The 25765-nt window shown below is 39.7% G+C and carries 21 protein-coding genes; 11 read left to right on the plus strand and 10 right to left on the minus strand.

The features are described from left to right. Positions 1-89 precede the first annotated feature (89 nt). Positions 90-2003: an esterase/lipase family protein gene (locus tag ACTJJH_RS09910; protein WP_440601075.1), complete on the plus strand. Its 1914-nt coding sequence runs from the start codon at positions 90-92 to the stop codon at positions 2001-2003. 55 nt (positions 2004-2058) lie between these two features. Here the strand turns inward: ACTJJH_RS09910 and ACTJJH_RS09915 are convergent, their stop codons facing one another. The 7 genes from ACTJJH_RS09915 to betI all read right to left on the minus strand — a co-directional run bounded on the left by ACTJJH_RS09915 (position 2059) and on the right by betI (position 11048). Continuing rightward, on the minus strand, positions 2059-3393 hold the full coding sequence (locus ACTJJH_RS09915) for a basic amino acid/polyamine antiporter (RefSeq protein ID WP_001271327.1): 1335 nt from the start codon (positions 3391-3393) through the stop codon (positions 2059-2061). Positions 3394-3398: 5 nt separating this feature from the next. Beyond that, on the minus strand, positions 3399-4277 hold the full coding sequence (locus tag ACTJJH_RS09920; RefSeq protein WP_130118744.1) for a homocysteine S-methyltransferase family protein: 879 nt from the start codon (positions 4275-4277) through the stop codon (positions 3399-3401). A 216-nt stretch (positions 4278-4493) separates the two neighbouring features. Further along, on the minus strand, positions 4494-4964 hold the full coding sequence (locus tag ACTJJH_RS09925; protein ID WP_440601076.1) for a hypothetical protein: 471 nt from the start codon (positions 4962-4964) through the stop codon (positions 4494-4496). A 90-nt stretch (positions 4965-5054) separates the two neighbouring features. Then, on the minus strand, positions 5055-6695 hold the full coding sequence (gene mqo / locus ACTJJH_RS09930; RefSeq protein WP_440601077.1) for a malate dehydrogenase (quinone): 1641 nt from the start codon (positions 6693-6695) through the stop codon (positions 5055-5057). A gap of 510 nt (positions 6696-7205) precedes the next feature. Then, positions 7206-8864, minus strand: coding sequence for a choline dehydrogenase (betA, locus tag ACTJJH_RS09935; RefSeq protein WP_284091333.1), 1659 nt, complete (start codon positions 8862-8864; stop codon positions 7206-7208). A 95-nt stretch (positions 8865-8959) separates the two neighbouring features. Continuing rightward, entirely contained in the window at positions 8960-10432 is a 1473-nt protein-coding gene (gene betB, locus ACTJJH_RS09940) for a betaine-aldehyde dehydrogenase (RefSeq protein ID WP_104075126.1), read from the minus strand. After that, entirely contained in the window at positions 10425-11048 is a 624-nt protein-coding gene (gene betI / locus ACTJJH_RS09945; protein WP_005070763.1) for a transcriptional regulator BetI, read from the minus strand. Before betI ends, betB begins: the two co-directional genes overlap by 8 nt. A 264-nt stretch (positions 11049-11312) precedes the next feature. Here betI and ACTJJH_RS09950 point away from each other — a divergent pair, with 264 nt between their 5' ends. From ACTJJH_RS09950 to ACTJJH_RS09965, 4 genes are all read left to right on the plus strand, one after another. Then, positions 11313-12935 carry a BCCT family transporter gene (locus ACTJJH_RS09950; RefSeq protein ID WP_002117782.1) on the plus strand — a complete coding sequence of 541 codons (1623 nt, stop codon included), beginning with the start codon at positions 11313-11315 and terminating at the stop codon, positions 12933-12935. A gap of 120 nt (positions 12936-13055) precedes the next feature. Beyond that, positions 13056-15122, plus strand: coding sequence for a choline transporter (locus ACTJJH_RS09955; RefSeq protein ID WP_044101096.1), 2067 nt, complete (start codon positions 13056-13058; stop codon positions 15120-15122). A gap of 11 nt (positions 15123-15133) precedes the next feature. Continuing rightward, positions 15134-15748: a MarC family protein gene (locus tag ACTJJH_RS09960; protein ID WP_002117499.1), complete on the plus strand. Its 615-nt coding sequence runs from the start codon at positions 15134-15136 to the stop codon at positions 15746-15748. Positions 15749-15997: 249 nt separating this feature from the next. Further along, a complete protein-coding gene (locus tag ACTJJH_RS09965) occupies positions 15998-16513 on the plus strand; it encodes an acyl-CoA thioesterase (RefSeq protein ID WP_005070756.1) in 516 nt (171 codons plus the stop codon). A gap of 133 nt (positions 16514-16646) precedes the next feature. On the opposite strand, the gene ACTJJH_RS09970 is transcribed toward ACTJJH_RS09965, so the two are convergent. Further along, positions 16647-16847, minus strand: a complete 201-nt coding sequence (locus tag ACTJJH_RS09970) for a hypothetical protein (protein WP_000761577.1) — start codon at positions 16845-16847, stop codon at positions 16647-16649. Positions 16848-17347: 500 nt separating this feature from the next. Here ACTJJH_RS09970 and ACTJJH_RS09975 point away from each other — a divergent pair, with 500 nt between their 5' ends. Then, positions 17348-18346: a CobW family GTP-binding protein gene (locus tag ACTJJH_RS09975; RefSeq protein ID WP_440601078.1), complete on the plus strand. Its 999-nt coding sequence runs from the start codon at positions 17348-17350 to the stop codon at positions 18344-18346. 45 nt (positions 18347-18391) lie between these two features. Here ACTJJH_RS09975 and dctA read toward each other — a convergent pair whose 3' ends face one another. After that, positions 18392-19654 carry a C4-dicarboxylate transporter DctA gene (dctA, locus tag ACTJJH_RS09980; protein ID WP_440601079.1) on the minus strand — a complete coding sequence of 421 codons (1263 nt, stop codon included), beginning with the start codon at positions 19652-19654 and terminating at the stop codon, positions 18392-18394. Between the two features lie 189 nt (positions 19655-19843). On the opposite strand from dctA, the gene ACTJJH_RS09985 reads away from it, so the two are divergent. The 5 genes from ACTJJH_RS09985 to pgaD all read left to right on the plus strand — a co-directional run bounded on the left by ACTJJH_RS09985 (position 19844) and on the right by pgaD (position 24813). Then, a complete protein-coding gene (locus ACTJJH_RS09985; protein WP_005075397.1) occupies positions 19844-20374 on the plus strand; it encodes a YaeQ family protein in 531 nt (176 codons plus the stop codon). An 86-nt stretch (positions 20375-20460) separates the two neighbouring features. Continuing rightward, a complete protein-coding gene (locus ACTJJH_RS09990) occupies positions 20461-20799 on the plus strand; it encodes an FKBP-type peptidyl-prolyl cis-trans isomerase (RefSeq protein ID WP_440601080.1) in 339 nt (112 codons plus the stop codon). Between the two features lie 243 nt (positions 20800-21042). Next, the gene (gene pgaB, locus ACTJJH_RS09995) at positions 21043-23037 is read left to right on the plus strand and encodes a poly-beta-1,6-N-acetyl-D-glucosamine N-deacetylase PgaB (protein ID WP_440601081.1); all 1995 of its coding nucleotides are present in this window, start codon (positions 21043-21045) and stop codon (positions 23035-23037) included. Positions 23038-23050: 13 nt separating this feature from the next. Then, positions 23051-24310, plus strand: coding sequence for a poly-beta-1,6-N-acetyl-D-glucosamine synthase (gene pgaC, locus ACTJJH_RS10000; RefSeq protein WP_440601082.1), 1260 nt, complete (start codon positions 23051-23053; stop codon positions 24308-24310). An 83-nt stretch (positions 24311-24393) separates the two neighbouring features. Then, the gene (gene pgaD, locus ACTJJH_RS10005) at positions 24394-24813 is read left to right on the plus strand and encodes a poly-beta-1,6-N-acetyl-D-glucosamine biosynthesis protein PgaD (RefSeq protein WP_002117522.1); all 420 of its coding nucleotides are present in this window, start codon (positions 24394-24396) and stop codon (positions 24811-24813) included. A 102-nt stretch (positions 24814-24915) separates the two neighbouring features. Here pgaD and ACTJJH_RS10010 read toward each other — a convergent pair whose 3' ends face one another. Next, positions 24916-25704 carry a crotonase/enoyl-CoA hydratase family protein gene (locus ACTJJH_RS10010; protein ID WP_440601083.1) on the minus strand — a complete coding sequence of 263 codons (789 nt, stop codon included), beginning with the start codon at positions 25702-25704 and terminating at the stop codon, positions 24916-24918. Between the last annotated feature and the right edge of the window lie 61 nt (positions 25705-25765).

Here is a 25765-nt window from a genome sequence, read left to right on the forward strand (position 1 = left end):
GGAAAACGGAAGCGGACTCGAAATTGTTCGTTCACTGCTTTACAGGCATAATGACCAGATGGGGAATACATTCGATTAAGGAATGCACAATGACAAAGTCTTATCATTATTCAATCATAACAATAATGGCTTTGCTCAGTGGCTGTCAGGTTATTCATTTAAAAGAAAGTAATTTAAGTAACGCTTTAAAAAGTAAGAATGAAAGTATTCTGACCGACGGCACCTTAAGTCATCAAACTCAAAACTTGCTGTATTTGGTCAAAGAAGATGAAAAAACTTGCCTACAAAATTTTGATGATTGTTTAAATAAGGTTCAGAGCCTGTCCGAAAATAGCAGCCGAGAAGAACGCTATGCTGCGCTGAGTGAAATTTACTTGGCAAAAGCTTTAGATGTCGGGCGTAGCAGCCAGTGTAACGTCATTAATAAAAGTAACATTTGCGTTGAGCAAGAGTTAGCGCTGTTCGATAAAAGCTTGCGCTATAGTTATGTCTATTTATTTGACTCTGAAGAGTCGCCTTTCGATCGGGTGTTTGATCATCGCCAAAATCAGGTACGTATTTTTTATAACGTCGCCTTGTCAAAGCTCATGACCACGTATTTTAATCATTTAAATACACATCGCTTTCCACCATTGCTGAAAGCAGATGGGCATGAGTATCACGTCAATTTTGACCACGCGTTAGATGTACAAAAAATTGAAGTCGATACTTTTCGCTCCAGCTATAACATGAACTTTTCCGGTTTTAATACCGTTAACCGTAAGGATGGTTTGGGGGCAGAATTTATTGTTGGGCGTAAAGAAAATGATGTGAACCACGGCTTCATTTTAGACCCCGATAATTTTTATGCTCACCAAGCCAACCCTAATATTCATTTACCACGCTTCTTTCCAGCCACTGCCATTGCATACCCAAAACAAAAAGCCACAGCCGATCAGGTCATTGCTGGGGCAGAGTTAGAAATTTCAATATTCGATCCATATCGACAAGAGCGTGTAAAAATCGAAGGTGTGGACTATCCACTTACTGCAAATTATTCGGCACCTTATGGACTGTGGCTATCGAAATATAATTTAGGCGCAGCAGGTTATTGGTCTTTAATTAATAAAGAAGCCAATTTAATCATGCCGCATTTATATATGCTGGAGCCCTTTAACCCGAATAAGAAAATTATTGTGTTTATTCATGGTTTAGCAAGTAGCCCAGAGGCGTGGGTGAGCCTAACCAATGACATTATGGGCGATGCCGAATTAAGGAAAAACTATCAGGTTTGGCAGGTGTTTTATTCAACTAACATGCCGATTTTTGAAAGTCGTTTTCAGATTTATTCTTTACTGAATCAGGCTTTTCAAAACGTTGCTAAAGACAGTTATGCCGCACACGATGCCGTATTGGTTGGGCATAGTATGGGCGGAGTGATTAGCCGCTTGCTAGTAAGCGATGCAGATGTTTCAGAGCAAGCCATGCAAAAAATGAATGAAGCACAGTTAAAGCGTTTAAAAGAAAATCCGGTTATTCGAGAGCGTTTTCAGTTCAAAGATTTGCCCTATTTTAAGCGGGTTGTTTTTGTTTCGGCGCCGCATCATGGTACTGACTATGCTGACCGATGGTTTACCCAAATTGCTCGCCGTATTATTCGCTTACCTGCCGACTTTTTTATTGCCGTTGAAATGAGAGATGAGAAAAATACCAAACTCAGAAAAGGCTTAATTGAAAATGGGGCGAGTAATTTAAGTCGTTCTTCTAGCTTTATGCAGTTGACTCAAGCTATTCAGCCATCGCCACAAGTGGTCTATCACTCGATTATGGGCAATATTAATGGGACAACTGATAAGTTAAAAAGCAGTGATGGAATTGTGCCTTATCAAAGTTCGCATTTGGGTGGGGAGCAGTCGGAATTGATCATTAAAGGTGGCCATTCGATTCAAACTAGCCCTGAGGCAATTTTAGAATTACGCCGTATTTTACGATTGCAATTAAAGCAGTCGCAGTCTTCAAAGTAGAGAGTTTTATTCTTAGAAAACCACTGCTGAACTGGGTCAACAGTGGTTGAAATAATTAATTTAGCTGATTTTGTTTGAGCGATTTTTTATGCTCAAAGTAGCTGATTGAAAAAATAATCAAGCCGACCAAATACAACACACCAGACAAGAGTAGTAAGTCTAGTCCTGCGGCATAGAGCAACCAAAGCGCATAGATTGAAGCGACGCTTGCAATCGCAATATGAGGCGTGCGTTTATGGCGAATGGATTCTTTAAGGTAAAAAGCCGACACCAGAAAATAGGGTAGCAAAATCATGACCGATGAAATCAATAAAAGCTGAGTGTAGTTTTTATTGAAAAAATACACGGCAATGAGTGAGCCTTGTACCACAAGCGTCGTCAGCCAAAGTGATGAGATTGGTACATTATTTTGATTATTCTTTAAAAATAATTTCGGGAAAGCACCATTTTTTGCAGCCAGAAATGGAATTTCAGTGGCAAATAAAGTCCAACTTAAATAAGACGATGCAACTGAAATAATGAGTCCAATGGTAATAATGATAGTGCCCGGTAAGCCGATCAGTTGCTGTAAAATGGTCGCCATAGATGGGTTATGCATGCCTGCAAGGGCTTCACGACTCGCCACACCATAAGCCAATACGGTCACCATCACGTAAAAACTTAATGCCAGCAAAACACCTAAAATAGTTGCTTTACCAATATCATGACGTTTTTTTGCACGCGATGATAAAACTACAGCACCTTCAATACCGGTAAATACCCAAAGGGTAATCAACATCAGGTCTTTCACTTGCTGCCAAAGTGGAACTTGCAAAGAAAAGTCATGTAAGTTGAGTTTGAATAGATCAAACTTAAAGGCAATGAAGGTAAAGAAGATGAAAACCACCATTGGAATGATTTTGGCAATGGTTGCCAGTAAATTCACAATCGCAGCTTCTTTAATGCCTCGACTCACTAACCAGTGTACCAGCCATACAAAAATGCTTGAGCCAATCAGTGAATAGAGCGTATTACCTTCACCAAAAATAATATGGTCTTTGCTGTCGGTAAACATGCCGACGCCTGAAAAGGCAATCACCACATAACCAACAATACCAATGGTAGTACACAACCAATAGCCCCACGCTGAGCAAAACCCGATCAGGTCCCCAAAGCCTTCTCGGGCATAGTTATAAATACCGCCGTCAAGATCTGGTCGTTGACGCGTTAAATGCAACAATGAGAGGGCCAAGAAAATAATACCGACCCCAGTAATGAGCCATGCGACTAGAAGGGCAGAGCCGTTGGCGACTTGAGCCATGTTTTGGGGAAGGCTAAAAACGCCTGACCCCACCATAGAACTAAAGACCAGCGCTGTAAGAGACAATAATCCGATTTTGGCAGCAGACATGGTATTTATTCTTTAAAAAATTTTGAAAGTTCAGCAATGTGTTCTGGTCCAATACCGCAGCAACCGCCCACTAAACTTGCACCTGCTTGTTGCCATTGCTTGGCAAAACCTAGATAAGCTGGAGCATCTAAGTCTTTACGAATTTCATCCAGACCATCGTTGGCAGTAGCGCTTTCATCTTGTGGTGGGAAAGCATTGGCATAAGCACCAATCTGCACAGACTCTGGAATAAGTCCTTTAATTTCATTAATTGCTTGCAAGATCACTTCAGGTTGGCAGCAGTTAAACAACACTGCTTTGGCATTTGATTGTTTGATGAACTCAGCCACTTGCTGCATATTTTCACCAGAACGAAGGAGTGCTTGTTCTTGTTTAATCTCATCTTGCAGCGTAAATGACACCCAATAGTCCTTACCATCTTGTGGTAATAGCGCATGAACTGTTTCGACTTCTTTTAAGCAAGATTGGGTTTCAGCGAGCCAGAAATCTACTTCTGGTGCCAATGTGTTAATGATCGGCTCAGCAAGGCTTTTAGCTTGTTCAGGTTGGAACAGGTCAGCACGATAAGAACCAAATAATGGGGGTAAGCAGCCTGCGATTTTGACATTTTTGCCGCTTTCTTTTACTGCATTTTTTGCCTGTTCAATTGCAACTTTAATTAAACGCACACCGTCGGTTTCAAAGCGTTCTTGTCCAATATGAAATGGCACAACAGCATAGTTATTAGTCGTAATGACTTCTGAACCAGCATTGATAAAATCAAGATGTACTTCTTTTACTGTTTCTGGTGCTTCAATGAGTGCAAGCGCAGACCACTCTGGTTGACGAAACGGAGCGCCACGACGGGCCAATTCACGGCCTAAACCGCCATCTAAAATCTTCATAAATTACAACATAAAGGGAGAAAAATAATTGAGTTAATCTAGCGTGTAGATGGATTGTGTTCAATCGCGAATATGCTCGATATATTTCTAAATAAATTAGATTGTTATGAATATTTTTTCTTAAGAGGATTTCTGTAGACGATGTTCAGTTTTACTGATGAACTTCACGTGAAAAAGATGAGATATTTATTTGAACACATTGAATAAAAAATGATCTTATAACGCGCCAAATTGCTGCCAACTTTCACCAGTATGCTGCGTTTTATAATACGCTTTAAGTTGTTCAAGTTGCATAAAATGTATGCCTGACCAAATCAATAAACTAATGAATAATAAAACCTTAGATAAGCTGCGAACTTTTTCTAGGCGAGCAAAAGCTAACAGTACAAAAAATAAGGCAGGTAAAAATATAAAGAATTGAGCAGGGGAGAAAAATAAATGAGCAGTACTGAAATATAACGCCGCTGCACTGATGAGCAGATTTAAAACAGAACATAGCTTTTGATATTTACCGAGCTTAAATGCATAAGCGGTGATGGCAAGTAGTACGGCTGAGCTGATGTAAATTGCTGTACCACCAATCATCCATATATAAAAACCGCTTAGCAAAAGATAAGCCAGCAGCAAAAAAAGCACGAGCTTAAAACCAAATGATAAGAGGTGAGAAGATGAGTTTAAATGGGTCATAGCGAATCTAAATATCTCAGCTGAGGGCTTAAAAAACAAAAGGACGAATCGAAATTCATCCTTTTGGAATTTATTTATACATCGTCAAACTTAGTTTGCTTTTGCAACTGGGGCAGCAGCAGTTTCATCGTTTGCAGCTTTGAACGGAGATGTATAGTTCAAGCCAAGTGTAGAACTTGTGTACTGACGAACTTTGTCGAGTAACACAGGATCTTTGCTTAAGTCTTGTTTATAAGACACTACAATTTCATGAAGCTTCTGGTTCCACTTACCTTCAGTTTGCTGAGGGAAAGCTTTTTCAAGCAAGTTAAGCATGATGTATGGAGAAGTCGAAGCACCCGGAGACGCACCTAACAATGCAGTTACAGCACCATCTTTAGACGCAAAGATTTCTGTACCGAATTGAAGTGTTGCAGGTTTGCCTGGTTCTTTTTTGATGATCTGAACACGTTGACCACCTTGGCTTAAACGCCAGTCTTCAGCTTTCGCATCTGGGTAGTATTTACGAAGTTCATTTAGACGATCTTCATCTGACATCATGACTTGGCTGACCAAGTATTTAACAAGATCAAGGTTTTCCAAGCCAACAGTCGTCATTGGTAAAACGTTGTTTTTGTTGGTAGATGCAAGTAAATCAAGCTGAGAACCATTTTTCAGGAACTTATTTGAATACGTTGCAAATGGTCCAAACAATACATATTTTTTACCGTCGATATAACGTGTATCAATATGTGGTACAGACATTGGAGGTGCACCAAGTTCAGCACGGCCATATACTTTCGCTGTGTGTTCAGCAGTAATTTTTGGATTGTCAGTAATTAAGAACTCACCACCAACAGGGAAGCCAGCATATTGTTTCGCCTCTGGTAAACCAGTAAGTTGCAATAATTTAACTGCTGCACCGCCTGCACCGATAAATACAAAACGTGTTTTAACGTGATCTACTTTACCAGTTTTCAAATTTTTGAAAGACACAGTCCAAGTTTTGTCATCATTTTGGCTGATGCCAGTCACTTCAGTCGATGTCTGTAATTTGAAATTCGGGTTTTGATTTAAATGACCCACTAATTGTTTAGTGATTGAACCATAGTTTACGTCAGAGCCAACATCCATACGGGTCGCGGCAACTTTTTGACTTGGATCACGGTCATTCATGACTAAAGGTGCCCATTGTTTAATAACAGCAGGGTCTTCAGTAAATTTCATACCTTTGAACAACGGGCTTTGAATCATGGCAGCATAACGTTTTTCTAAGAATTGAACGTTATCGCCCCAAACGAAAGCAATATGCGGAACTGGATTAATGAATGATTTCGGTTCAGCTAAAACGCCTTGTTTTACCTGATATGACCAGAACTGTTTAGCAACTTCAAATTGAGAAGCAACTTTTTCAGCTTTGGCAATTTCCATTTTACCGTTTTTCTCTTCGGTATAGTTCATTTCCATAAAGCCAGAGTGGCCTGTTCCGGCATTGTTAAAGCCGTTTGAACTTTCTTGAGCAACTTGATCAAGACGCTCAAACATACGAATTTGCCAGTTTGGTTCAAGCTCAGTGAAATAAGTACCAAGAGTGGCACTCATGATGCCGCCGCCAACAAGAACAGCATCAACTACTGGCTCATCTTTTGCAGTTTGAACTTGTTTTGACGTTGTAGGTCTAAACAAGAATGCAATACCTGCAATTAAAATAAGAATGATTAATACCAGAAGGTATTTCAAAAACTTTTTCATGTAAGGGGGACCTTAAAATAAGTTATTTGAGTCACTTAAGGTGTGAGGAAACCTAGACAGCGTATCCAGACAAAACGGATATAAATGCGAAAGTAAATTCTCAAAATTAGAGAACTTCGAAAAAAATAAAAATTACTTGGGATTATCGCAAACACTCTATATTTTAGACTAATTTTGCATTGACAAGACAATTTTTATAATAAATGGGGTTCATCAAAATCATAAATATGATTTATATTTAACCAAACTGAGCTTTAAAAAGATAATTTAAGCTCATTGTTTTTATTTAAACATTTGAAATTAAATTAATAATTTTAATTTGATTAAAGTTAAATCATTTGAAGAATATTTGCCTATAAAAATCGATTAATTTTTATTTCATACCATATTTATGTAAATAAGCTGCTCGTAAGTGCTTATTTTCTGTCATACATTGTTCTTATTAATATTGGTTCTATAAAGATTAAATTAAGGGCATATCTCTGCATAAGAAATATGCCCTTTCAGATTTTATGATGCTACATAGAACGGTGCAGTTGAACGTGGTAACGCTTCGCGTCCACGAATTTGGTCTGCAATTTTCTCGGCAATCATAATGGTAGTTGCGTTTAAGTTACCGGTAATAATGAGTGGCATGATAGAGGCATCAACTACACGTAAACCCTTCATACCGTGTACACGACCTTGACCATCTACAACAGCCATTTCATCTTCACCCATCTTGCAGCTACAAGATGGATGGTAAGCTGTTTCTGCATGGTTACGAACAAAGTCATCAAGCTCTGCATCAGTTTGCAAATGTTTACCCGGGCTAATTTCATCACCACGATATGGATCAAGCGCAGGTTGCTGCATGATTTCACGAGTAATACGAATTGCATCGCGGAACTCGCGCCAGTCTTGCTCAGTCGACATGTAGTTAAACAAGATACTTGGATGCTCAAATGGATCTTTCGATTTAAGTTTGATACGGCCGCGTGAAGGCGAACGCATTGAACCGACGTGAGCTTGGAAACCATGTTCTTTCACTGCATTACTACCGTTGTAGTTAATGGCAACTGGCAAGAAATGATACTGAATATTTGGCCATGTAAACTCATCCGAACTACGGATAAATCCGCCTGCTTCAAACTGGTTACTTGCACCAATACCTGTACCGTTAAATAACCACTCGGCACCAATCGCAGGTTGGTTATACCATTTCAAGGCAGGGTATAAAGAAACGGGTTGTTTACATTTATATTGTAAGTACATTTCTAGATGGTCTTGCAGGTTTTCACCTACGCCCGGCAAATCATGAACCACATCGATATCCATTGATTTTAAGAAGGTACTTTGACCCACACCTGAGCGCTGTAAAATTTGCGGTGACGCAATTGCACCTGCGCACAGTAATACTTCGCGTTTAACCAATGCACGTTGTAAGTTGTTTTGGTCAGCGCCAATAATATATTCAACACCAATTGCTTGTTTTTGATTAAACAAGATTTTGTTGGTCGTCGCATGAGTCAAAATAGTCAGGTTTGGACGACCTTTTGCCATATCTAAATAGCCACGTGCAGTGCTTGAACGCCGACCTTTAGGCGTAACCGTGCGGTCCATTGGACCAAAGCCTTCTTGTTGGTAACCATTTAAGTCATCAGTACGAGGGTAACCGGCTTGTACACCAGCTTCAACCATGGCATGGAACAACACATTGTTGCCATTTTTAGGAGTAGCAACGGACACAGGACCATTGCCGCCATGGTAGTCATTTTCACCAATGTCACGGGTTTCGGCTTTTTTGTAGTATGGCAAACAGTCGGCATAAGACCAGTTTTCAAGGCCTTTATGTGTTGCCCATTGTTCTAAATCCATTGCATTACCGCGGATATAGCACATGCCGTTAATTAAAGATGAACCACCTAAACCTTTACCACGACCACATTCCATACGGCGGTTATTCATGTGTGGCTCAGGATCGGTTAAATAAGCCCAGTTATAGCGACGGCCTTGAAGAGGGTAGGCCAAAGCTGCCGGCATTTGTGTACGGAAATCCAAGCGATAATCTGGTCCACCCGCTTCTAATAATAAAACGGTGGTATCTTTGTCTTCAGTAAGACGCGCAGCGAGTACATTTCCGGCAGATCCTGCGCCAATAATAATGTAATCATATTCTTTAATATTCATAACTATCCTTTTTTTACTAACAGTTTGCCTGAGCAATCTATAAAGACTGCTCGGCATATGTGATTTAGGTTGAAGTGTTTAGAGCAATTGAGGCATTAAAAAATGCTTTGATAATCGCCAAGTTCAACTTGAATAGATTTGATACGGGTATAGTGCCCAAGCGTAGTTAAGCCATTTTCGCGGCCTACACCAGATTGTTTATAGCCACCCACTGGCATCTCGGCAGGCGATTCGCCCCAAGTATTAATCCAGCAAATACCGGCTTCAATCTGGTGAATAATGCGATGAGCACGGCTGATGTCTTGAGTAACAACGCCAGCAGCTAAACCAAAGGTGGTGTCGTTAGCACGACGGATGACTTCTTCTTCGGTTTCATAGCTTAAAATGCTCATGACAGGTCCAAAAATTTCTTCTTGAACAATCGCCATCTGGTCGGTGCAGTCGCTAAATACTGTTGGAAGTACATAAGCACCTTTTGCAAGCTCGCCTTCTGTTGCACGGCCACCACCAATTAACACTTTAGCGCCTTGTTGTTTGCCTGACTCAATGAAAGACAACACTTTTTCCATGTGCGGGAAACTAGTGAGTGGTCCGAAGTTTGTGTCTTCAGCCATTGGGTCGCCAATGCGAATACGTTTTACTCGTTCTACAACCGCTTTTTCAAAGTCGGCTAGAAGTGATTTTGGAACAAATACACGCGTACCGTTGGTACATACCTGACCTGAGCTAAAGAAGTTCGCCATGACTGCAATATCTGCTGCACGGTTCAGGTCGGCATCTTCACAAATAATGAGTGGAGATTTACCACCAAGTTCCATGGTCACTTCTTTTAGCGTAGAGCCAGCAGCACTTGCCATGACTTTTTTGCCAGTTTCCACACCACCAGTGAATGAGATTTTTTCAATCACAGGATGTTCAGTCAGCCACTGACCGATTTCACGACCAGCACCTTGCACCACGTTAAATACGCCATCTGGTAAGCCAGCTTCTGTATAGATTTCTGCAAGTTTAAATGCTGTGAGTGGAGTGGTTTCGCTTGGTTTGAAAATCATGGCATTGCCGGCAGCAAGGGCAGGGGCAGATTTCCATAAAGCGATTTGAATTGGATAGTTCCAAGCCCCAATACCAGCAACCACGCCTAAAGGTTCACGGCGTGTATAAAAGAAACTTGATTCGCGAAGTGGAACTTGTTCACCTTGAATGGCTGTTGCAAGTCCTGCGTAGTATTCGAGTACATCTGCGCCAGTCACAATATCGACTGTAGATGTTTCACTAAAAGCTTTACCTGTGTCGAGTGTTTCAAGACGGGCAAGCTCATCATTACGTTCACGAAGAATGTCGACAGCACGACGTAAAATACGTGAACGTTCCATGGCAGTCATGGCAGCCCAGATTTTTTGTCCTTGTTGGGCACTTTGTACAGCAGCTTCAATATCTTGTTCAGAAGCTTGCTGAAGAGTCGCGATTGTCTCGCCGTTGGCAGGGTTAATACTATTAAATGTTTTACCACTGGTTGCTTTAACGTAGCGTCCATGGATATACAATTGATGAACTTGTACATCACTCATTTTGTCTCTCCTGCAAAGGCTTGTTCGCAAATTGCAATTGCGTTTGTACATAATCGTAAGCAATGGAACGAGCAAGATTGCTGTCAAATTCGTTATGACGGCTTAAACTGCCTCGTAACCATAATCCATCAATCAATGCTGCCAAACCTCTAGCGGCAACACTGGCCTGTTGTTCATCCATTAACTTAAGAAAATAAAACTTTAAGTTGGAGTACAGGCGTTGATCATTAATCTTTTGTAAGCGGCTTAAGTCTGGTACATGCATACTTGCTGACCAAAAGTCCAACCAGACCCGCATTGCTTTTTCATTGACCTGACTAATGTCAAAGTTAGAGTCGATAATGGCCTTAATCTGGCTCTCTGGATGCGAATCTGCTTCTGCTCTGTACTGTTCGGTTTTACGACGCAGAACATTTAACATTTCTTGCATGCAGGTATTTATCAACCCTTGTTTGTCGCCAAAATAATGGCTAACAATGCCGGTCGACAGCTCGGCTTTTTTTGCAATTTGTGCAATGGTGGTATTAGATAACCCCACTTCATAAATTACGTCGAGTGCAGCGTTCATGATTTCTTCACGTCGCACATGTTCTGGTTTTACTCTGCGTTTTGTCATGGTTGTCCACATCAGCACTTTTAGTGGTGCTTAAAATTCAACATGTTAACTTGCAGAGCATCATAGCACTTTTTTATCATACTTGTTATTGATTGAACGTTCAATCAATAACAAGTATGATATGTAAAAATCAATGAATTTTTGAATAAGCTTCTAAAAATAAAGAGGTGAAATCAAAGGTTCTTAAGGATAGGATGATGCGCATAAGTACATTACTTATCACGTTATTTTGAGAAAAATACACCGATTGCAAGGAGCAATAAGATGGTGTTGAAAAGTGATGGATATTCTTCAGACCATATTCGGTTAAATCGTTTCGTATTTTGGAGTTCAGCAATCAGTATCGGTATTTTTGGCCTACTTTTTGTGCTGTTTCCAGAAAAAAGTCAGTTTTGGCTGACCTATGTACAAGAGCAAGTAAATCACTTTTTTGGGTGGTATTACATGCTGGTTATTGTGCTGTGTCTGGGTTTTGTTGGTTGGCTCGCTTTTTCAAAAGTAGGGCAGATTCCTTTGGGAAAAGATGACGACAAACCAGAGTTTAGTTATTTGGCTTGGACTTCAATGCTGTTTTCGGCAGGGATTGGTATTGCGCTACTTTATTATGGTGTGGCCGAACCGGTTGACCATTTTTTAAGACCGCCAGAAGGTGAGGCAGGAACGATTCAGGCAGCCCGTAATGCGATGACTTATAGCTTTTTGCATTGGGGGATTCATGGCTGGGTGCTCTATGCATTGCTCGGAGTTACTTTAGGCTACTTTGCTTTTAGACAAAACTTGCCATTAGCACTGCGTTCAGCGCTTTACCCAATTTTTGGAGAGCGAGTGCATGGCTTGGTGGGTGATTTTGTCGATGGCTTTGGAATTTTAGCGACGGTCATTTCTTTGGTCACCAACTTGGGAATCGGAGCGTTAGTGCTGGTATCGGGCATTTGTTACTTACTGCCGCAAATTCCGGATAACTCTGCGACCTTAATTACTGCCGTGCTCATCATGATGTTCGTTGCCACGATTACGACCGTGGTGGGTATTGAAAAAGGTTTGGCGTGGTTGTCGCGTATTAATTTACGTCTGCTATATGCCTTACTTTTATTTGTATTTTTAACGGGTCCGACAAACCATTTATTAAATGGTCTGGTACAAAATACGGGCGATTATCTCAATAATTTTATTGGTAAAAGTTTTGATATGTATTTGTACAATCAAAAAGCCAGTGGCTGGTTGGGTTCGTGGACTGTATTTTATTGGGCTTGGTGGATTGCATGGGCGCCTTTTGTCGGTATGTTTATTGCCCGCATTTCAAAAGGACGTACCATTCGTGAAGTAGTATTAGGTGTATGCCTGATTCCACTCGGCTTTACACTGGCTTGGATTTCGGTTTTTGGAAACACTGCAATTTATTTTATCTTGCAGCAAAAACAGAAAGTATTAGGCGATATGGTTTTAACTGATCCAGCATTATCTTTATTTAAATTACTCGAATATCTGCCGTTTAATCCTTACGTTGCAGGTATTGTTGTTGTAATTTGTTTCGTTTTATTTTTGACACCAGTTGGCTCTGGTACACTAATGATCGCTAATTTGTCCTCAAAAGGGGGCACCAATGATAGTGATTCACCGATCTGGTTACGCGTCTTTTGGTCTGTGGTAATTACCATTGTAAGTATTGGCTTGCTTTTAGCCGGTAGTTTTAACTCCATGCAAAGTGCTGTGGTGTTATGTGGTTTACCATTTTCAGTCATTATTTTGCTCTATATGTTTGGTTTAGCTAAAGCATTAAAGCAAGATGATTTTGACCCTCAATTAGTGAAAAAACAGTTAGCTGTTTCAAAAGACATTTCAGTCCCATCGAATTGTGACCAGAATAAAGTGACCGAGGTTTTATAACCTCAATCGATCACATCTATATATTATTTTTTGCGTTTAAAGTCGTCTTTTCATTGTTTTAAATAAGAGTGAAAAGACGAAATTAAATATTTTGTTTTTATTTTATTCCTTGAGGATTGTATGGCAACAGATAATCCAAGAGCAGTTGATGATTTAACATTATCTAAATCTAAAAAAGACCCGCTCAACCGTGTGGTTTTTTATTTTTCAGCTGTACTTATTTTAATTTTTTCTCTCGTCACGTTTTTGTTCAACGATTTTGCAAATCGAGTCATGAATGCTGTGCTTCAGTGGGTAACTTCAACCTTTGGTTGGTACTATCTGCTGGCTGCAACACTATATATGGCCTTCGTGATTTTTATTGCCTGCTCAAGATATGGCAGTATCAAATTAGGACCTAAGCATTCAAAGCCTGAGTTTAGTTTACTGAGTTGGTCTGCCATGCTGTTCTCTGCTGGTATTGGTATCGACCTCATGTTCTTCTCGGTCGCTGAACCACTATCTCATTATATGCAACCTCCGGTCGGAGCAGGTCAAACCTATGAAGCAGCACGCCAAAGTATGGTTTGGACATTGTTTCACTATGGTTTAACAGGCTGGTGTATGTATGCCTTGATTGGTATGTCATTGGGATATTTCAGCTATCGTTATAATTTGCCGCTTACCATTCGTTCTGCACTTTATCCAATTTTCGGGAACAGAATTAATGGTGCGATTGGGCATAGTGTTGATACAGCTGCCGTGATCGGGACAATTTTTGGTATTGCGACGACCTGCGGGATTGGAGTAGTACAGCTGAATTATGGCCTACATGTGTTATTGGGATTACCAGAAAATATCTGGATGCAATTTATCCTGATTGCTGTTGCGGTCGGTATTAGTATTATTTCGGTGACATCTGGGGTCAATAAAGGCTTACGGATTTTATCTGAAATCAATATTTATGTTTCGGTCGGGTTATTACTGTTTATTTTATTCTTGGGAAATACCGAGTTTTTACTTAATGCCCTGGTCCAAAATATTGGTGACTATTTAACTCGTTTCCCTGCTTTAGCATTACAAAGTTTTGCTTTTGAACAGCCTAAAGAGTGGATGAGTAGTTGGACTTTCTTCTTCTGGGCATGGTGGATTGCTTGGTCTCCATTTGTAGGACTCTTTTTGGCACGTATCTCAAGAGGACGTACCATTCGTGAGTTTGTATGCGGTACCTTAATTATTCCACTTCTATTTACACTTACGTGGTTATCTATTTTTGGTAATAGTGCACTGCACAGCGTTATTTTTGAAGGCAACCAAACCTTAGCAGCGACTGTGTTAGCAAATCCGGCTCATGGTTTTTATGACCTGTTAGCGCAATATCCGGGCTTTACCTTTATTGCTTCAATTGCCACTGTGACAGGACTTTTGTTTTATGTCACTTCTGCCGATTCGGGAGCGCTGGTTTTAGGTAACTTCACCACTAAACTGACTAATATCGATAATGATGCTCCACGTTGGTTAAGCGTGTTTTGGGCAGTGGCGATTGGTTTGCTCACGCTCGCTATGCTCATGACCAACGGCATTACCGCCTTGCAAAACGCAACTATTATTATGGGTTTGCCGTTTAGTTTTGTGATGTTCCTTGTGATGGCAGGGCTTTATAAGTCGCTCAGACTTGAAGATTACAGGCATGCTAGTCTCAGTATGAATGCAGCGCCAGTGGTAGGGAACGTTGATATTCTGAACTGGAAACAGCGTTTAACTCGAGTCATGCATCATCCGGGAACCACTGAAACACAGCGCATGCTAGATACGGTGTGTTTGCCAGCTGTTCAGGCTGTTGCTGATGAGTTGATTAAGCAGGGTATGAATGTGGATGTACAGCAAACCCCGCTTGAAGATGAAGATACGCTTTACCATTTAGATCTGACTATCCATTTGGAAGAAGAGCAAAACTTTGTTTATCAGATCTGGCCTGTACGCTATAGCGCGCCGAACTTCAGTCAGCGTGTAAAACGAGGCAAACAGTTCTATTTCCGACTTGAAACCTATCTTTATGACGGCTCGCAAGATAACGATCTGGTCGGTTACAGTAAAGAACAGGTCATTAACGATATTTTAGATAAATATGAAAGACATATGACGTTCTTACATATTAATCGTATTAGTCCCGGGAATCGTCCATTGTTCCCAGATCCACAAGCTTAAGAGGAAAATGCATGGCTTCTCCTTATCTACATTCTTTTGCTTTATTTTTCTCGTTGCTCAATCCATTTTTAATGAGCATTTATATGATTGGCCTGATCCGCCATTCAGAAGCCAAGGTGTTTAATAAAGCACTGATTCAGGGAAGTTTGATTGCTTTTGTCGTATTCATGCTATTTGCATGGGGCGGCGAAACAATTTTTAGTAAATATCTGAATGTACGTTTTGAAGCCTTTCAGATTTTTGGAGGCCTTATCTTTTTGGTGATTGGCTACCGCTATGTGTTTCAGGGTGCCGACACCATTGGAGAAATGCGTGGTGCTCCAGAACATCTGGCTGGCACCATTGCCATGCCGTTTATGATCGGTCCAGGGACTATTAGCGCTGCGGTAGTCACAGGAATTGAAATGTCAATTGGTGAGGCAGCGCTAGTGATTGCTTTCACCTTGTTTTTAACTTGCAGTATTTTGATTTTGATGAAATTTTCACATGATCATTTACGCTATAAACATGCCAAACATATTGACCGCTATTTTGATATTGTCGGGCGTTTATCTGCTTTATTAATTGGTACGATCGCCATTGATATGATCATTAATGGTGTGACAGGCGTCATTAATAAAGTTTAGCAAGTCACTCATAAGAACCTGCTATGCCATTGAACATGGAATAAAATGGCATAGCATCTTCTAAAAAATTCTAAGATAAATAAAACAGCTTTAAAAATAACTTTAAAAATAGTGTCTTAAAAAATTAAATTTTAAAAAACAATCAAAGATATTAAAAAATACAATGCTATGTTGTGGATTTAAGCATGTTTTTTTTGTGAATTATCAACCATAATGTTGACTGAGCTTGTTTTAAGACAGAGTTGAGCTATGCCTACATTAGATGAAATGACCACAGCAACTGATGATCAGTCTGAATTGACGATGTCAGTTTTGATGACGCCTGATATGGCAAATTTTTCAGGTAATGTTCATGGTGGTACGATTCTAAAACTACTAGACCAAGTCGCTTATGCTTGCGCAAGTCGTTATTCGGGTGGCTACGTGGTGACTTTATCTGTAGATAAAGTAAATTTTAAAGAACCTATTTATGTAGGTGAGTTGGTAACCTTCTTGGCAAGTGTTAACCATGTAGGCCGTACTTCAATGGAAGTCGGAATCCGTGTTGAAGCGCAAAATATCCAGAAACGGACAGTGCGCCATACCAATAGTTGTTATTTCACGATGGTTGCTGTTGATGAACAGGGTAAGCCATGTGAAGTACCTCAATTAAATCTCAATACAGAATGGAAGCGTTGCCGCTTTGAAGCTGCTGAGCATCGTAAGGTTTTACGTCTTCAAGAAAACCACAATCCATCTTGTAGCATGTATAAGAAAACTTCTTAAAAAAAATAGATCGAATTAAAAAAAGGATCGAACCGCAGCATGGTTCGATCCTTTTTCTTCTTTACCAAAATTCAGCGTCCATTTTTCATTTCAGTAAAATTATCTCTGAGCTTGGAGGAGAATGCTGAGAGAATTAACGAGTTGCAGGAGCAGCTTCAGAAGCAGAACCTACAGCATCAGATGCAGCATTTGCAGTGTTTGCTTGTTCTTGAGTTGAAACAACAACTTTTTCTTCACCAGCAGTGTTATGTGCTTGGTCGTGCTTAGAAGCAGCAAAAGTTGAAGCAGCAGTTAAAGCAAGTGTAGTAGCGAGTAAAGTTTTAGCTAATTTCATTTTATGGCATCCTTAAATTTCATTTAAAAATAAATTAAACCTAATCGTTCATACATACCTGAAACCTGTATGGCTGAATGACTAAGCTAGGACACATGCTAAGCCGAGGTTGGTATTACATCAATTAACTTAACAATCTATTACGGCTATCTTAACAATATGAAATATACGGGTCATTTATGTGAGCAATCTGTAAAATAAAGGGACTTAAATACACCTTAAAATGTGAAAAAATATTTCTTATCGAGTAAAAAAAAGCCAACTCTGTTACGTAAACCTAACACTCTGGCATGAATTGTGAATGTGCTTGAATAGGATATTTCGTTTGAGTTTTAGATGTTAAAAGCTAATTTAGATAATTGATGAGATGCCTGTCACAAATTGAGAGCTTTAGCCTGATAATTGAAAAGTATATCTTCAAAGTTAAAAATCATTTTCATGCTACTTAAACAGTGATATACCTTTCTTAGTTTTTTAAACCTTGTTGATTTGAGCCGCTTGTGAAACTGATTGCCCCAAAAACTGTTCCTACCCATATTATTTCCGGTTTTTTAGGGGCAGGAAAAACCACATTATTACAGCATTTATTAAGCCAAAAGCCTAAAGATGAGGTTTGGGCTGTATTAATGAATGAGTTTGGACAAATTGGAGTAGACCAACAACTCTTACCTCAAGATGAAGGATATGCAGTCAAAGAACTATTAGGCGGTTGTTTATGTTGTAGCAGTCAATTGCCGATGCATATTGCTTTAGCACGTCTTTTGAGTGAACAAAAGCCAGACAGGCTGTTTATTGAGCCGACTGGACTTGGGCATCCTTCTCAGTTATTTGACCAACTGACTGAGCCTCATTGGCAAAGTAGTTTAGCCATGCGAGCACTGATTACTGTGGTAGATGGTAGCCGTTTGCATGATACTAATTGGGTTAAACAAAACCTTTATGAAGATCAGTTAAAAGCTGCCCAAATTGTGGTGGTGTCACATACCGATGTGATGACTTTTGAAGATGATCAGGCGCTTGAGTTATTAAAAGATGAATATCAGCCTTATCACCAAGAGTGGGTTAAAATTGAACATGGTCAGTTAGCTTTAAATAAAATTGATATAGCAGCTCGTTTAACTGAGCGATCTATACAACCTTTACTTAAACTTCAAAAGCAAATGAGTGAAAGCGAAGTCGTAAAGGAAATTAATCAATTACCATATCATTATGTCGAGTCGGCACAAGGTTATATTGTGGCTGGTTGGAAGTTGCCTAAACGCTGGAAATTCGAGTTTTATGCTTTGCTAGATTTATTATGTGCACAGCAAGACTGGCTCCGAATTAAGGGAATTTTTAACACAGATCAAGGGTGGAAAGTTTTTAACTTTAATCCTGATCAGTTTAATTATAAGTCGGGCGAAGAGGGTATTGATAACCGTATTGAAATCATTAGCGAACATAACCATGATTGGTTGGCTTTTGAAACAGCATTACTTGCTTGTCAGCTTGAAGAATAGAGAACATTAAACCAAAAGTAATTCAATGTTCTCTGAAGAGTGGGATTAAGGTTTGCTATCTAAGACAGCTTTAGCTTGCGCATGGTCAATATCTTTTTCCCAGTGAGCAATCACTACGGTCGCGACACAGTTACCAATTAAGTTGGTACAGGCACGAATAATTCCAATAAACCAGTCGACTGAAAGTAGCAGCACTAAGCCAATTGCAGGGAGACTTGGTATCACTGAAAGTGTGGCTGCAAGAATAACTAAAGCCGACCCGGGAATACCGTGTGCACCTTTAGAAGTAATGAGCGAAACCAGCAAAATAGCCAGTAAGTCATGCATAGACAAATCAATATTGCAGGCCTGTGCAATAAAAATTACACCTAACGTTAAGTAAATTGAAAAGCCATCTAAATTAAATGAATAGCCAGTTGGAATAACCAAACCGACAGTTGAATCTTTAATTCCCAAATTTTTGAGTTTTTTCATAATTTGAGGAAGAACAGAGTCAGAAGAAGCGGTACCTAAAACAATAGCGAGTTCATCTTTAAAATAGCTCACAAATTTGAAAATGTTGAGACCGGCAAGTTTTAAAATCGAACCTAAAACAATAACGACAAATAAAATGCAGGTTGCATAAAACAGTAAAACTAAATAACCCAATTGTAAGAGTGAATCTAAACCAAATTTAGCAGTGGTATAGGCCACTGAACCGAATACACCAATTGGAGCTAAACGAATAATAAGTCCCATAATTTTAAAGAAGACTTCTGAAAAAGCTTCAAGTGCTTGACGTACCAGCTCTGCTAAATGTTTTGGAATTAAAAGTAGGGAAACACCAAATAAAATAGCGATCAATAAAACCTGTAAAATATCGCCGTTTGCAAAAGCGGCAGTGAAGGTTTTTGGAATAATATTGAGTAGAAATTCCGAACCCGTATGCATTTCATGGGCACGTTCGGTATAGGTACTTAAATCTTTTGCATCTAAATGGCTAATATCGATATTCATACCGACGCCCGGTTTAAATACATAGGCCACAATAATGCCTAAAATTAAGGCAATACTGGTGACGACTTCAAAGTAGAGAATCGTTTTTGCACCGACTTTGCCCATTTTTTTAATGTCGTTTGCACCATAGATTCCCAGTACAACAACACAAAATACAATTGGTGCAATTAGCATCTTAATTAAAGAAATAAAACCATCACCTAATGGCTTTAAAGATAGGGAGAAATCATGAAAGCCGATTCCAACTGCAACCCCAAGAAAGAGAGCACAAAGAACCTGTAAAAATAAACTACGCTTGAGCTTTAGCCACATAAGTCATCAATTTTAGCAAGAGGAAAATATCTCTCTCTAAAGCAAAAAGCCGGCCAACTATAAAATAAGCTGAGCGTTTTGGAAGAATATGCAAATTTCACATGACTATGCTTTGCATTGTTCAGTTTTTTTATAATTTTTTACCTAAAATCGAGTATCCTTAGCGCCAAATTTTTGGACATATTAATCATGGCGCTTAAAGCAACAATTTATAAGGCAGACTTGAATATTGCCAATATGGATGACCATATTTATGGTGATTATCAACTGACGCTTGCCTTGCATCCTTCGGAAACTTTAGAACGCTTAATGGTTCGTTTGATGGCTTTTGCCCGTTTCGCAAGTGATGAGCTTGAGTTTACTAAAGACCTTTTTGAAACTGATGAGCCAGCATTATGGCAAAAAGATTTAACGGGTCAGTTAGAAACATGGATTGAAGTTGGCTTACCGTCTGAAGATAAAGTCAAAAAAGCCAGTGCGCGATGTAAAACAGTTGCGCTTGTTGTGTATGGCACACAAGTCGAAGACTGGTGGAAACGAAACAGTAAAATTAAAACGTTAAGTAATGTTCAAGTGTGGCAAATTGCCCCTCAAAGTACAGCAGAGCTTGAACAACTTTGTGAACGTACGATGCAGCTTCAATTAAATGTCATGGACAACGAGTGGACGCTTTTAGGTGAAAAGGGTCAGGCAAGTGTTGTGTGGACACAGTTACAGTAACCTAGAAAAGCGCAACAAATTCTACAGATTCAGTTGGTACACTAAGTACCAGTTGCGATTAAGAGCTTTAGATTAAGGGGTAAACCATGTCAAATGAATTAGAAATTATTGATTTAAAAGTAGGTGAGGGCAAAGAGGCGGTTAAAGGTGCTTTGATTACAACTCACTACACAGGTTGGTTAGAAGACGGCACAAAATTTGATTCTTCAATTGATCGCGGTAATTATTTTGAATGTGTGATTGGTACAGGCCGTGTAATTAAAGGCTGGGACCAAGGCATTATGGGAATGAAAGTTGGCGGCAAGCGTAAGTTAATCGTGCCTGCTCATTTAGCTTATGGTGAGCGTAAAATAGGTAAGATTATTCCAGCGAATTCTAATTTAATTTTTGAAATTGAATTATTCGATGTCAAAACTCGTGACTAGTGAAAATTTAAAGCCCTTTAGAGGGCTTTCTTGTTTATATGAGCTTTAAATATAAATACATTATTAATTTATATTTTAGCTTTTTAAATATTTAAGATTATTTTCAGATTATTTGATTATAAATGCTGACTGAGAAACTGTTCATTTATGGGCAGGCTGACATTGAGACCAAATTCCAAAAAGTTTGCGTCTTAAAATCAAACTTCGCATAAATAATCTATATTGTTATTGAGACGCTATTTCATGATTATCCGCTTTGCATCTCCTTTGTTGAACATATCACTTGGCTTAGCTTTGGCAGGCTTGTCAGGCATGGCATTAGCCAAACCACCTAAACTGGACGCGTCAACACTTACGGTGATTGGTTATCATGAAATTACCGATACTAAAAATGCATTAATTCCTCAATATGCAGTGACGACTCAACAATTTACACAGCATGTTGAATGGCTGCAAAAAAACGGATTCCATTTTATTACGGTTGATCAGTTGATCCGTGCTCATCAAGGTAAATTTCAACTACCTACAAAACCTGTTCTATTAACTGTAGACGATGGTTATCAATCTTTTTATCAAAATGCTTATCCTGTCATTAAAGCTAAAAAAATCCCTGTAGTACTCGCAGTAGTAGGTTCATGGTTAGAGCCAAAAGCAGGACAGAAAGTTGATTTTTCGGGGGAAGAAATTCCACGCGATAAAATCTTAAGCTGGCCTGAGCTGAAAGAAATGCAAGATAGTGGCTTTGTTGAAATCGCCAACCATAGCTATCATTTGCACCGCGGTATTACAGGCAACCCGCAAGGGAACTCTGAACCTGCTGCAACAACTCGTTTTTATGATGTAAAAACTCAAACTTACGAGAACGATGCACAATATCAGTCACGTATTTATAACGACTTAAAGAAAAATAACGAACTACTTAAAGCACACGGCTTACGTTCACCACGTATTATGGTATGGCCTTATGGTCGCTATAATATGCAAACTGTTCAAATTGCTAAAAAGCTGGGTATGCCAATTACCATTACACTTGATGATGGGGCAGACCACGCAAAACAATCTCTCCAAAATATGAGTCGTATTTTGGTAGAAGGCGATATGACGACTGATGATTTGGCTCAAGAAATTAAAAATCGTGAATTGAATTTAACGGATAACAACCGCCCGCAAAAAATTATGCATGTCGATCTGGACTATATTTATGATCCAGACCCGAAACAGCAAGAACGTAATTTAGGTCACTTGTTAGACCGAATTAATGCGATGGGTGTAAATACTGTCTATTTACAAGCATTTTCAGATCCAGATGCGAATGGCTCTGCTGATATGGTGTATTTCCCAAACCGTCATATTCCAATGCGTGCCGACTTGTTTAACCGTGTAGCATGGCAAATTCAAACGCGTACGCCTGTAAGTCGTATTTACGCGTGGATGCCTTTATTGGCATGGGAACTACCAAAAACTGATCCTGTTTCTAAGGATTTGGTGGTGACAGAGCAAGCAAAAACAGGTGAACACCTCAACATGGGGTATATCCGTTTAAGTCCGTTCTCAGCAGACGCACGCCAAACTATTCGTGAGATTTATCAAGATTTGGCTAAGTCATCTTCATTTAACGGAATTTTATTCCATGACGACGTCACCTTATCTGACTATGAAGATGCAAGCCCAGATGCCTTAAAAGCTTATGCGAAACAAGGTTTACCTACAGATTTGGTAAAAATTCGCGATAACGATCAAGATTTGCAAAAATGGACGGCATATAAGACAAAATATCTAGATGATTTTGCAATGCAACTCGTTGATGACGTGCGACAATATGAACCGTTCTTGCTCACCGCACGTAACTTATATGCGCAAGTTGCTTTAAAACCATATGCAGAAAACTGGTATTCACAATCGCTTGAAGAGTCGTTAAAACGCTATGACTTTACGGCTATTATGGCAATGCCTTATATGGAACAGGTCGATAATGCTGATCAGTTCTATAAAGATATGGTTGATCGCGTGAAACAATATCCAAATGGTATTAAGAAAACTGTTTTTGAGTTACAGGCAACCGACTGGCGTAAAAACGAAAAGGTACCTTCAACTGAAATGGCCGCAACAATTCATTCTCTTTATCAGCAAGGTGTAATGCATGTCGGATATTACCCAGATGATCCAATTAAAGATCATCCGGATGTGGACACTATGCATAAAGCATTTGCTGAAAAATCATCTCGTCTTGTGCCGTAGTTGAGGCTAAAACATGACAATCTTTGCTGCAATATGGTCGCATGCCTTAAAATTCGTTTTCTATTATCCATTATTCATGTCGTATTTATGGATGATTGGCGCGATCATTTTCTATTGGAAAGAACGTCAGGCTCCGCCTTACGATCAACCTACTCCGTTAGAGAGTTATCCAAAAGTCGCTGTGTTAATTCCTTGTTTTAATGAAGGGGATAATGCAGAAGAAACCATTAGCCATGCATTAAAACTGGACTATCCTCATTTTGAAGTGATTGCGATTAATGATGGTAGCTCGGACAATACAGGAGAGGTACTCGACCGTTTAGCAGCACAACATGAAAAACTACGTGTTGTTCATTTGGCGCAAAACCAAGGTAAAGCAATGGGGTTGCAAGCCGGAAGCTTAATGACCGATGCCGAGTTTTTAATTGGTATTGATGGCGATGCTTTACTTGATCCTCATGCAGCAAAGTGGATGATTCGTCATTTTCAGGAAAATCCAACAGTTGCAGCTGTGACGGGTAACCCGCGTATCCGTACTCGCTCAACTTTGCTAGGGCGTATTCAGGTCGGTGAGTTTTCTTCGATTGTCGGCATGATTAAACGTGCACAACGTACCTTTGGACGCTTATTTACCGTATCGGGTGTAATTACCGCTTTTCGTAAGAGCGCTGTTCACCAAGTGGATTATTGGTCACCCAATATGTTGACTGAAGATATCGATATTACTTGGAAATTGCAGCGTGCAGGTTGGGACATTCGTTTTGAACCGAATGCCTTAGTCTGGATTTTAATGCCTGAAACTTTAAACGGTTTGTGGAAACAACGTTTACGTTGGGCTATGGGTGGGGCACAGGTATTAATTAAAAATATTGATGTCTTCACCAAGCCAAAATTAAATTTTTTATGGCCTTTAATGTTTGAGCTTTGCTTAACCTTAGTTTGGTCATATTTAATGCTGGCGATGGCTTTATTATGGTTGGTACATTTTATTTTACCGGTCCCTGCTTTAGCCGTTGTGAGCTCTCCATTTTTACCGTATGGTAGCGGTATTTTATTGGGGGCAACCTGTCTCATTCAGTTTGCTTTAAGCAAATGGATGGATAGTCGTTATGAACCACATCTGGGAAAAAACTATTTCTGGATGATCTGGTATCCATTGGTCTTTTGGCTAATCACCATCTCGGCAACTATTGTGGCATTTCCAAAAGTTTTAAAACGTGGAGATGAGAAACGTGCGCGTTGGGTGAGCCCGGATCGGGGCATTCGTGGATGAAATGCAAGAGTCATGAGATTTTAAATATCGTGCTGTATTGATGTCTGGGGAAAACCACAGCACTTCGTTAGGTAAAGAGAGAAATGAAGACAAATTCGTTGATTATTGATTTACGCCGTCAATTACCATGGCATAAGCGCTATGCTTCTACAACAAGCACAGCCATGATGTGGGCGGTTTGGTTGTTGCTGTGGCGTCCATTTGTACTGATCTGGGTTTTGGCTGAGCTCCAAAAAACACATTTGGTTCACCGTTTGTTTAGTGCCTTTGGTTTAGGTATTGAACATGGTATTACTGCGTTAATTGCCTGTGCAATTTGCTTATTGTTGTGGAGTCATGTGCTGCCTGAGCATCGTGTTGGTGGTAATGCGCTTAAAGCAAAACAGACAGATGATTATGCGCGCTATTTTGATTTACCTGAACATGAAATTGAGCAGGGACGTAGTCAGAAAATTACAGTCGTTCACCATGATGAATTAGGTAAAATCGTTAGAGTTGAATAAAGCCAATTAATAAAAAAAGCCCGCATCATGTGGGCTTTTTTTCACGCTAATTTCAGTATATCCATAAGTTTTAAGCTGTAGAGTGCAGTGCTTGTGCAGGTATTATTTACCTTTGAAAACAGGAGGCCTTTTTTGCAACATGGCAAAAACACCTTCTTGAACATCTTCTGTTGTGAGCAATGGTTGAAGATGAGTTTGCAGTTGCTTAAAGGCAACCCCGTAACCTTCGTTAATAGCTTCACGCGCAGAGGCGAGAGTCGCTTTTACAGCAAGAGGAGCAGCTTGCGAAACATGTTCAGCAAGTTCTATGGCACGGCTGAGCTGAGAGCCTTCTGGGCATATTTCGGTAATCAGGTTCATGTCAAATGCTGCTTTTGCATCGAAAGAGTCACCAGTGAGTAAATAATGCATGGCTTTGGCCCAACCCGCGGCTTGAGTAAAACGTGCAGTAGCTCCGCCAAAAGGTAAGATGCCACGTTGAACTTCCATTTGAGCAAATTGTGTATTTTCACTCGCAATCGTAATATCTGCGTTGAGAAATAGTTCTATACCAGCGGTATAACAATAACCTTGTACTGCCACAATCAAAGGCTTACTGAGCTTTCGGCCTATTGTGCCCCAAGGATTAATTTCATTTTCACTAAAATCAAAAACACCTGTAGCGAGTTTAGGTTGTAACTCAACTAGGTCTAAACCAGCTGTAAAATGCTCGCCATGAGCAAAGATAACCGCGCAGCGCAGGGCATCATTATTTTCATATTCGGTGAGCGCTAGTGATAAGTCTTTGATCATGTGACTATCAAAAGCATTACGTTTTGCTGCCCGATCTAGACCAATTAAAAAAATATGTCCACGAGTTTCACGGCTGACTTTTCCTGCTTGATTTGACATATTGTCACGCTCTTTATTTGTCTTTAATCATGTTTTAAACAATCGTTTAAAAACTAGCAAA

It is taken from the genome of Acinetobacter sp. 22301 (genome assembly GCF_052045285.1).
In the GTDB taxonomy this organism is placed as follows: Bacteria; Pseudomonadota; Gammaproteobacteria; order Pseudomonadales; family Moraxellaceae; genus Acinetobacter; species Acinetobacter pittii.

Excerpts from the sequence above, each read along its gene's own strand:
- ACTJJH_RS09910 (WP_440601075.1), top strand. The coding sequence starts at position 90 with ATGACAAAGTCTTATCATTATTCAATCATAACAATAATGGCTTTGCTC.
- ACTJJH_RS09915 (WP_001271327.1), bottom strand. The coding sequence starts at position 3,393 with ATGTCTGCTGCCAAAATCGGATTATTGTCTCTTACAGCGCTGGTCTTT.
- ACTJJH_RS09920 (WP_130118744.1), bottom strand. The coding sequence starts at position 4,277 with ATGAAGATTTTAGATGGCGGTTTAGGCCGTGAATTGGCCCGTCGTGGC.
- ACTJJH_RS09925 (WP_440601076.1), bottom strand. The coding sequence starts at position 4,964 with ATGACCCATTTAAACTCATCTTCTCACCTCTTATCATTTGGTTTTAAG.
- mqo (WP_440601077.1), bottom strand. The coding sequence starts at position 6,695 with ATGAAAAAGTTTTTGAAATACCTTCTGGTATTAATCATTCTTATTTTA.
- betA (WP_284091333.1), bottom strand. The coding sequence starts at position 8,864 with ATGAATATTAAAGAATATGATTACATTATTATTGGCGCAGGATCTGCC.
- betB (WP_104075126.1), bottom strand. The coding sequence starts at position 10,432 with ATGAGTGATGTACAAGTTCATCAATTGTATATCCATGGACGCTACGTT.
- betI (WP_005070763.1), bottom strand. The coding sequence starts at position 11,048 with ATGACAAAACGCAGAGTAAAACCAGAACATGTGCGACGTGAAGAAATC.
- ACTJJH_RS09950 (WP_002117782.1), top strand. The coding sequence starts at position 11,313 with ATGGTGTTGAAAAGTGATGGATATTCTTCAGACCATATTCGGTTAAAT.
- ACTJJH_RS09955 (WP_044101096.1), top strand. The coding sequence starts at position 13,056 with ATGGCAACAGATAATCCAAGAGCAGTTGATGATTTAACATTATCTAAA.
- ACTJJH_RS09960 (WP_002117499.1), top strand. The coding sequence starts at position 15,134 with ATGGCTTCTCCTTATCTACATTCTTTTGCTTTATTTTTCTCGTTGCTC.
- ACTJJH_RS09965 (WP_005070756.1), top strand. The coding sequence starts at position 15,998 with ATGCCTACATTAGATGAAATGACCACAGCAACTGATGATCAGTCTGAA.
- ACTJJH_RS09970 (WP_000761577.1), bottom strand. The coding sequence starts at position 16,847 with ATGAAATTAGCTAAAACTTTACTCGCTACTACACTTGCTTTAACTGCT.
- dctA (WP_440601079.1), bottom strand. The coding sequence starts at position 19,654 with ATGTGGCTAAAGCTCAAGCGTAGTTTATTTTTACAGGTTCTTTGTGCT.
- ACTJJH_RS09985 (WP_005075397.1), top strand. The coding sequence starts at position 19,844 with ATGGCGCTTAAAGCAACAATTTATAAGGCAGACTTGAATATTGCCAAT.
- ACTJJH_RS09990 (WP_440601080.1), top strand. The coding sequence starts at position 20,461 with ATGTCAAATGAATTAGAAATTATTGATTTAAAAGTAGGTGAGGGCAAA.
- pgaB (WP_440601081.1), top strand. The coding sequence starts at position 21,043 with ATGATTATCCGCTTTGCATCTCCTTTGTTGAACATATCACTTGGCTTA.
- pgaC (WP_440601082.1), top strand. The coding sequence starts at position 23,051 with ATGACAATCTTTGCTGCAATATGGTCGCATGCCTTAAAATTCGTTTTC.
- pgaD (WP_002117522.1), top strand. The coding sequence starts at position 24,394 with ATGAAGACAAATTCGTTGATTATTGATTTACGCCGTCAATTACCATGG.
- ACTJJH_RS10010 (WP_440601083.1), bottom strand. The coding sequence starts at position 25,704 with ATGTCAAATCAAGCAGGAAAAGTCAGCCGTGAAACTCGTGGACATATT.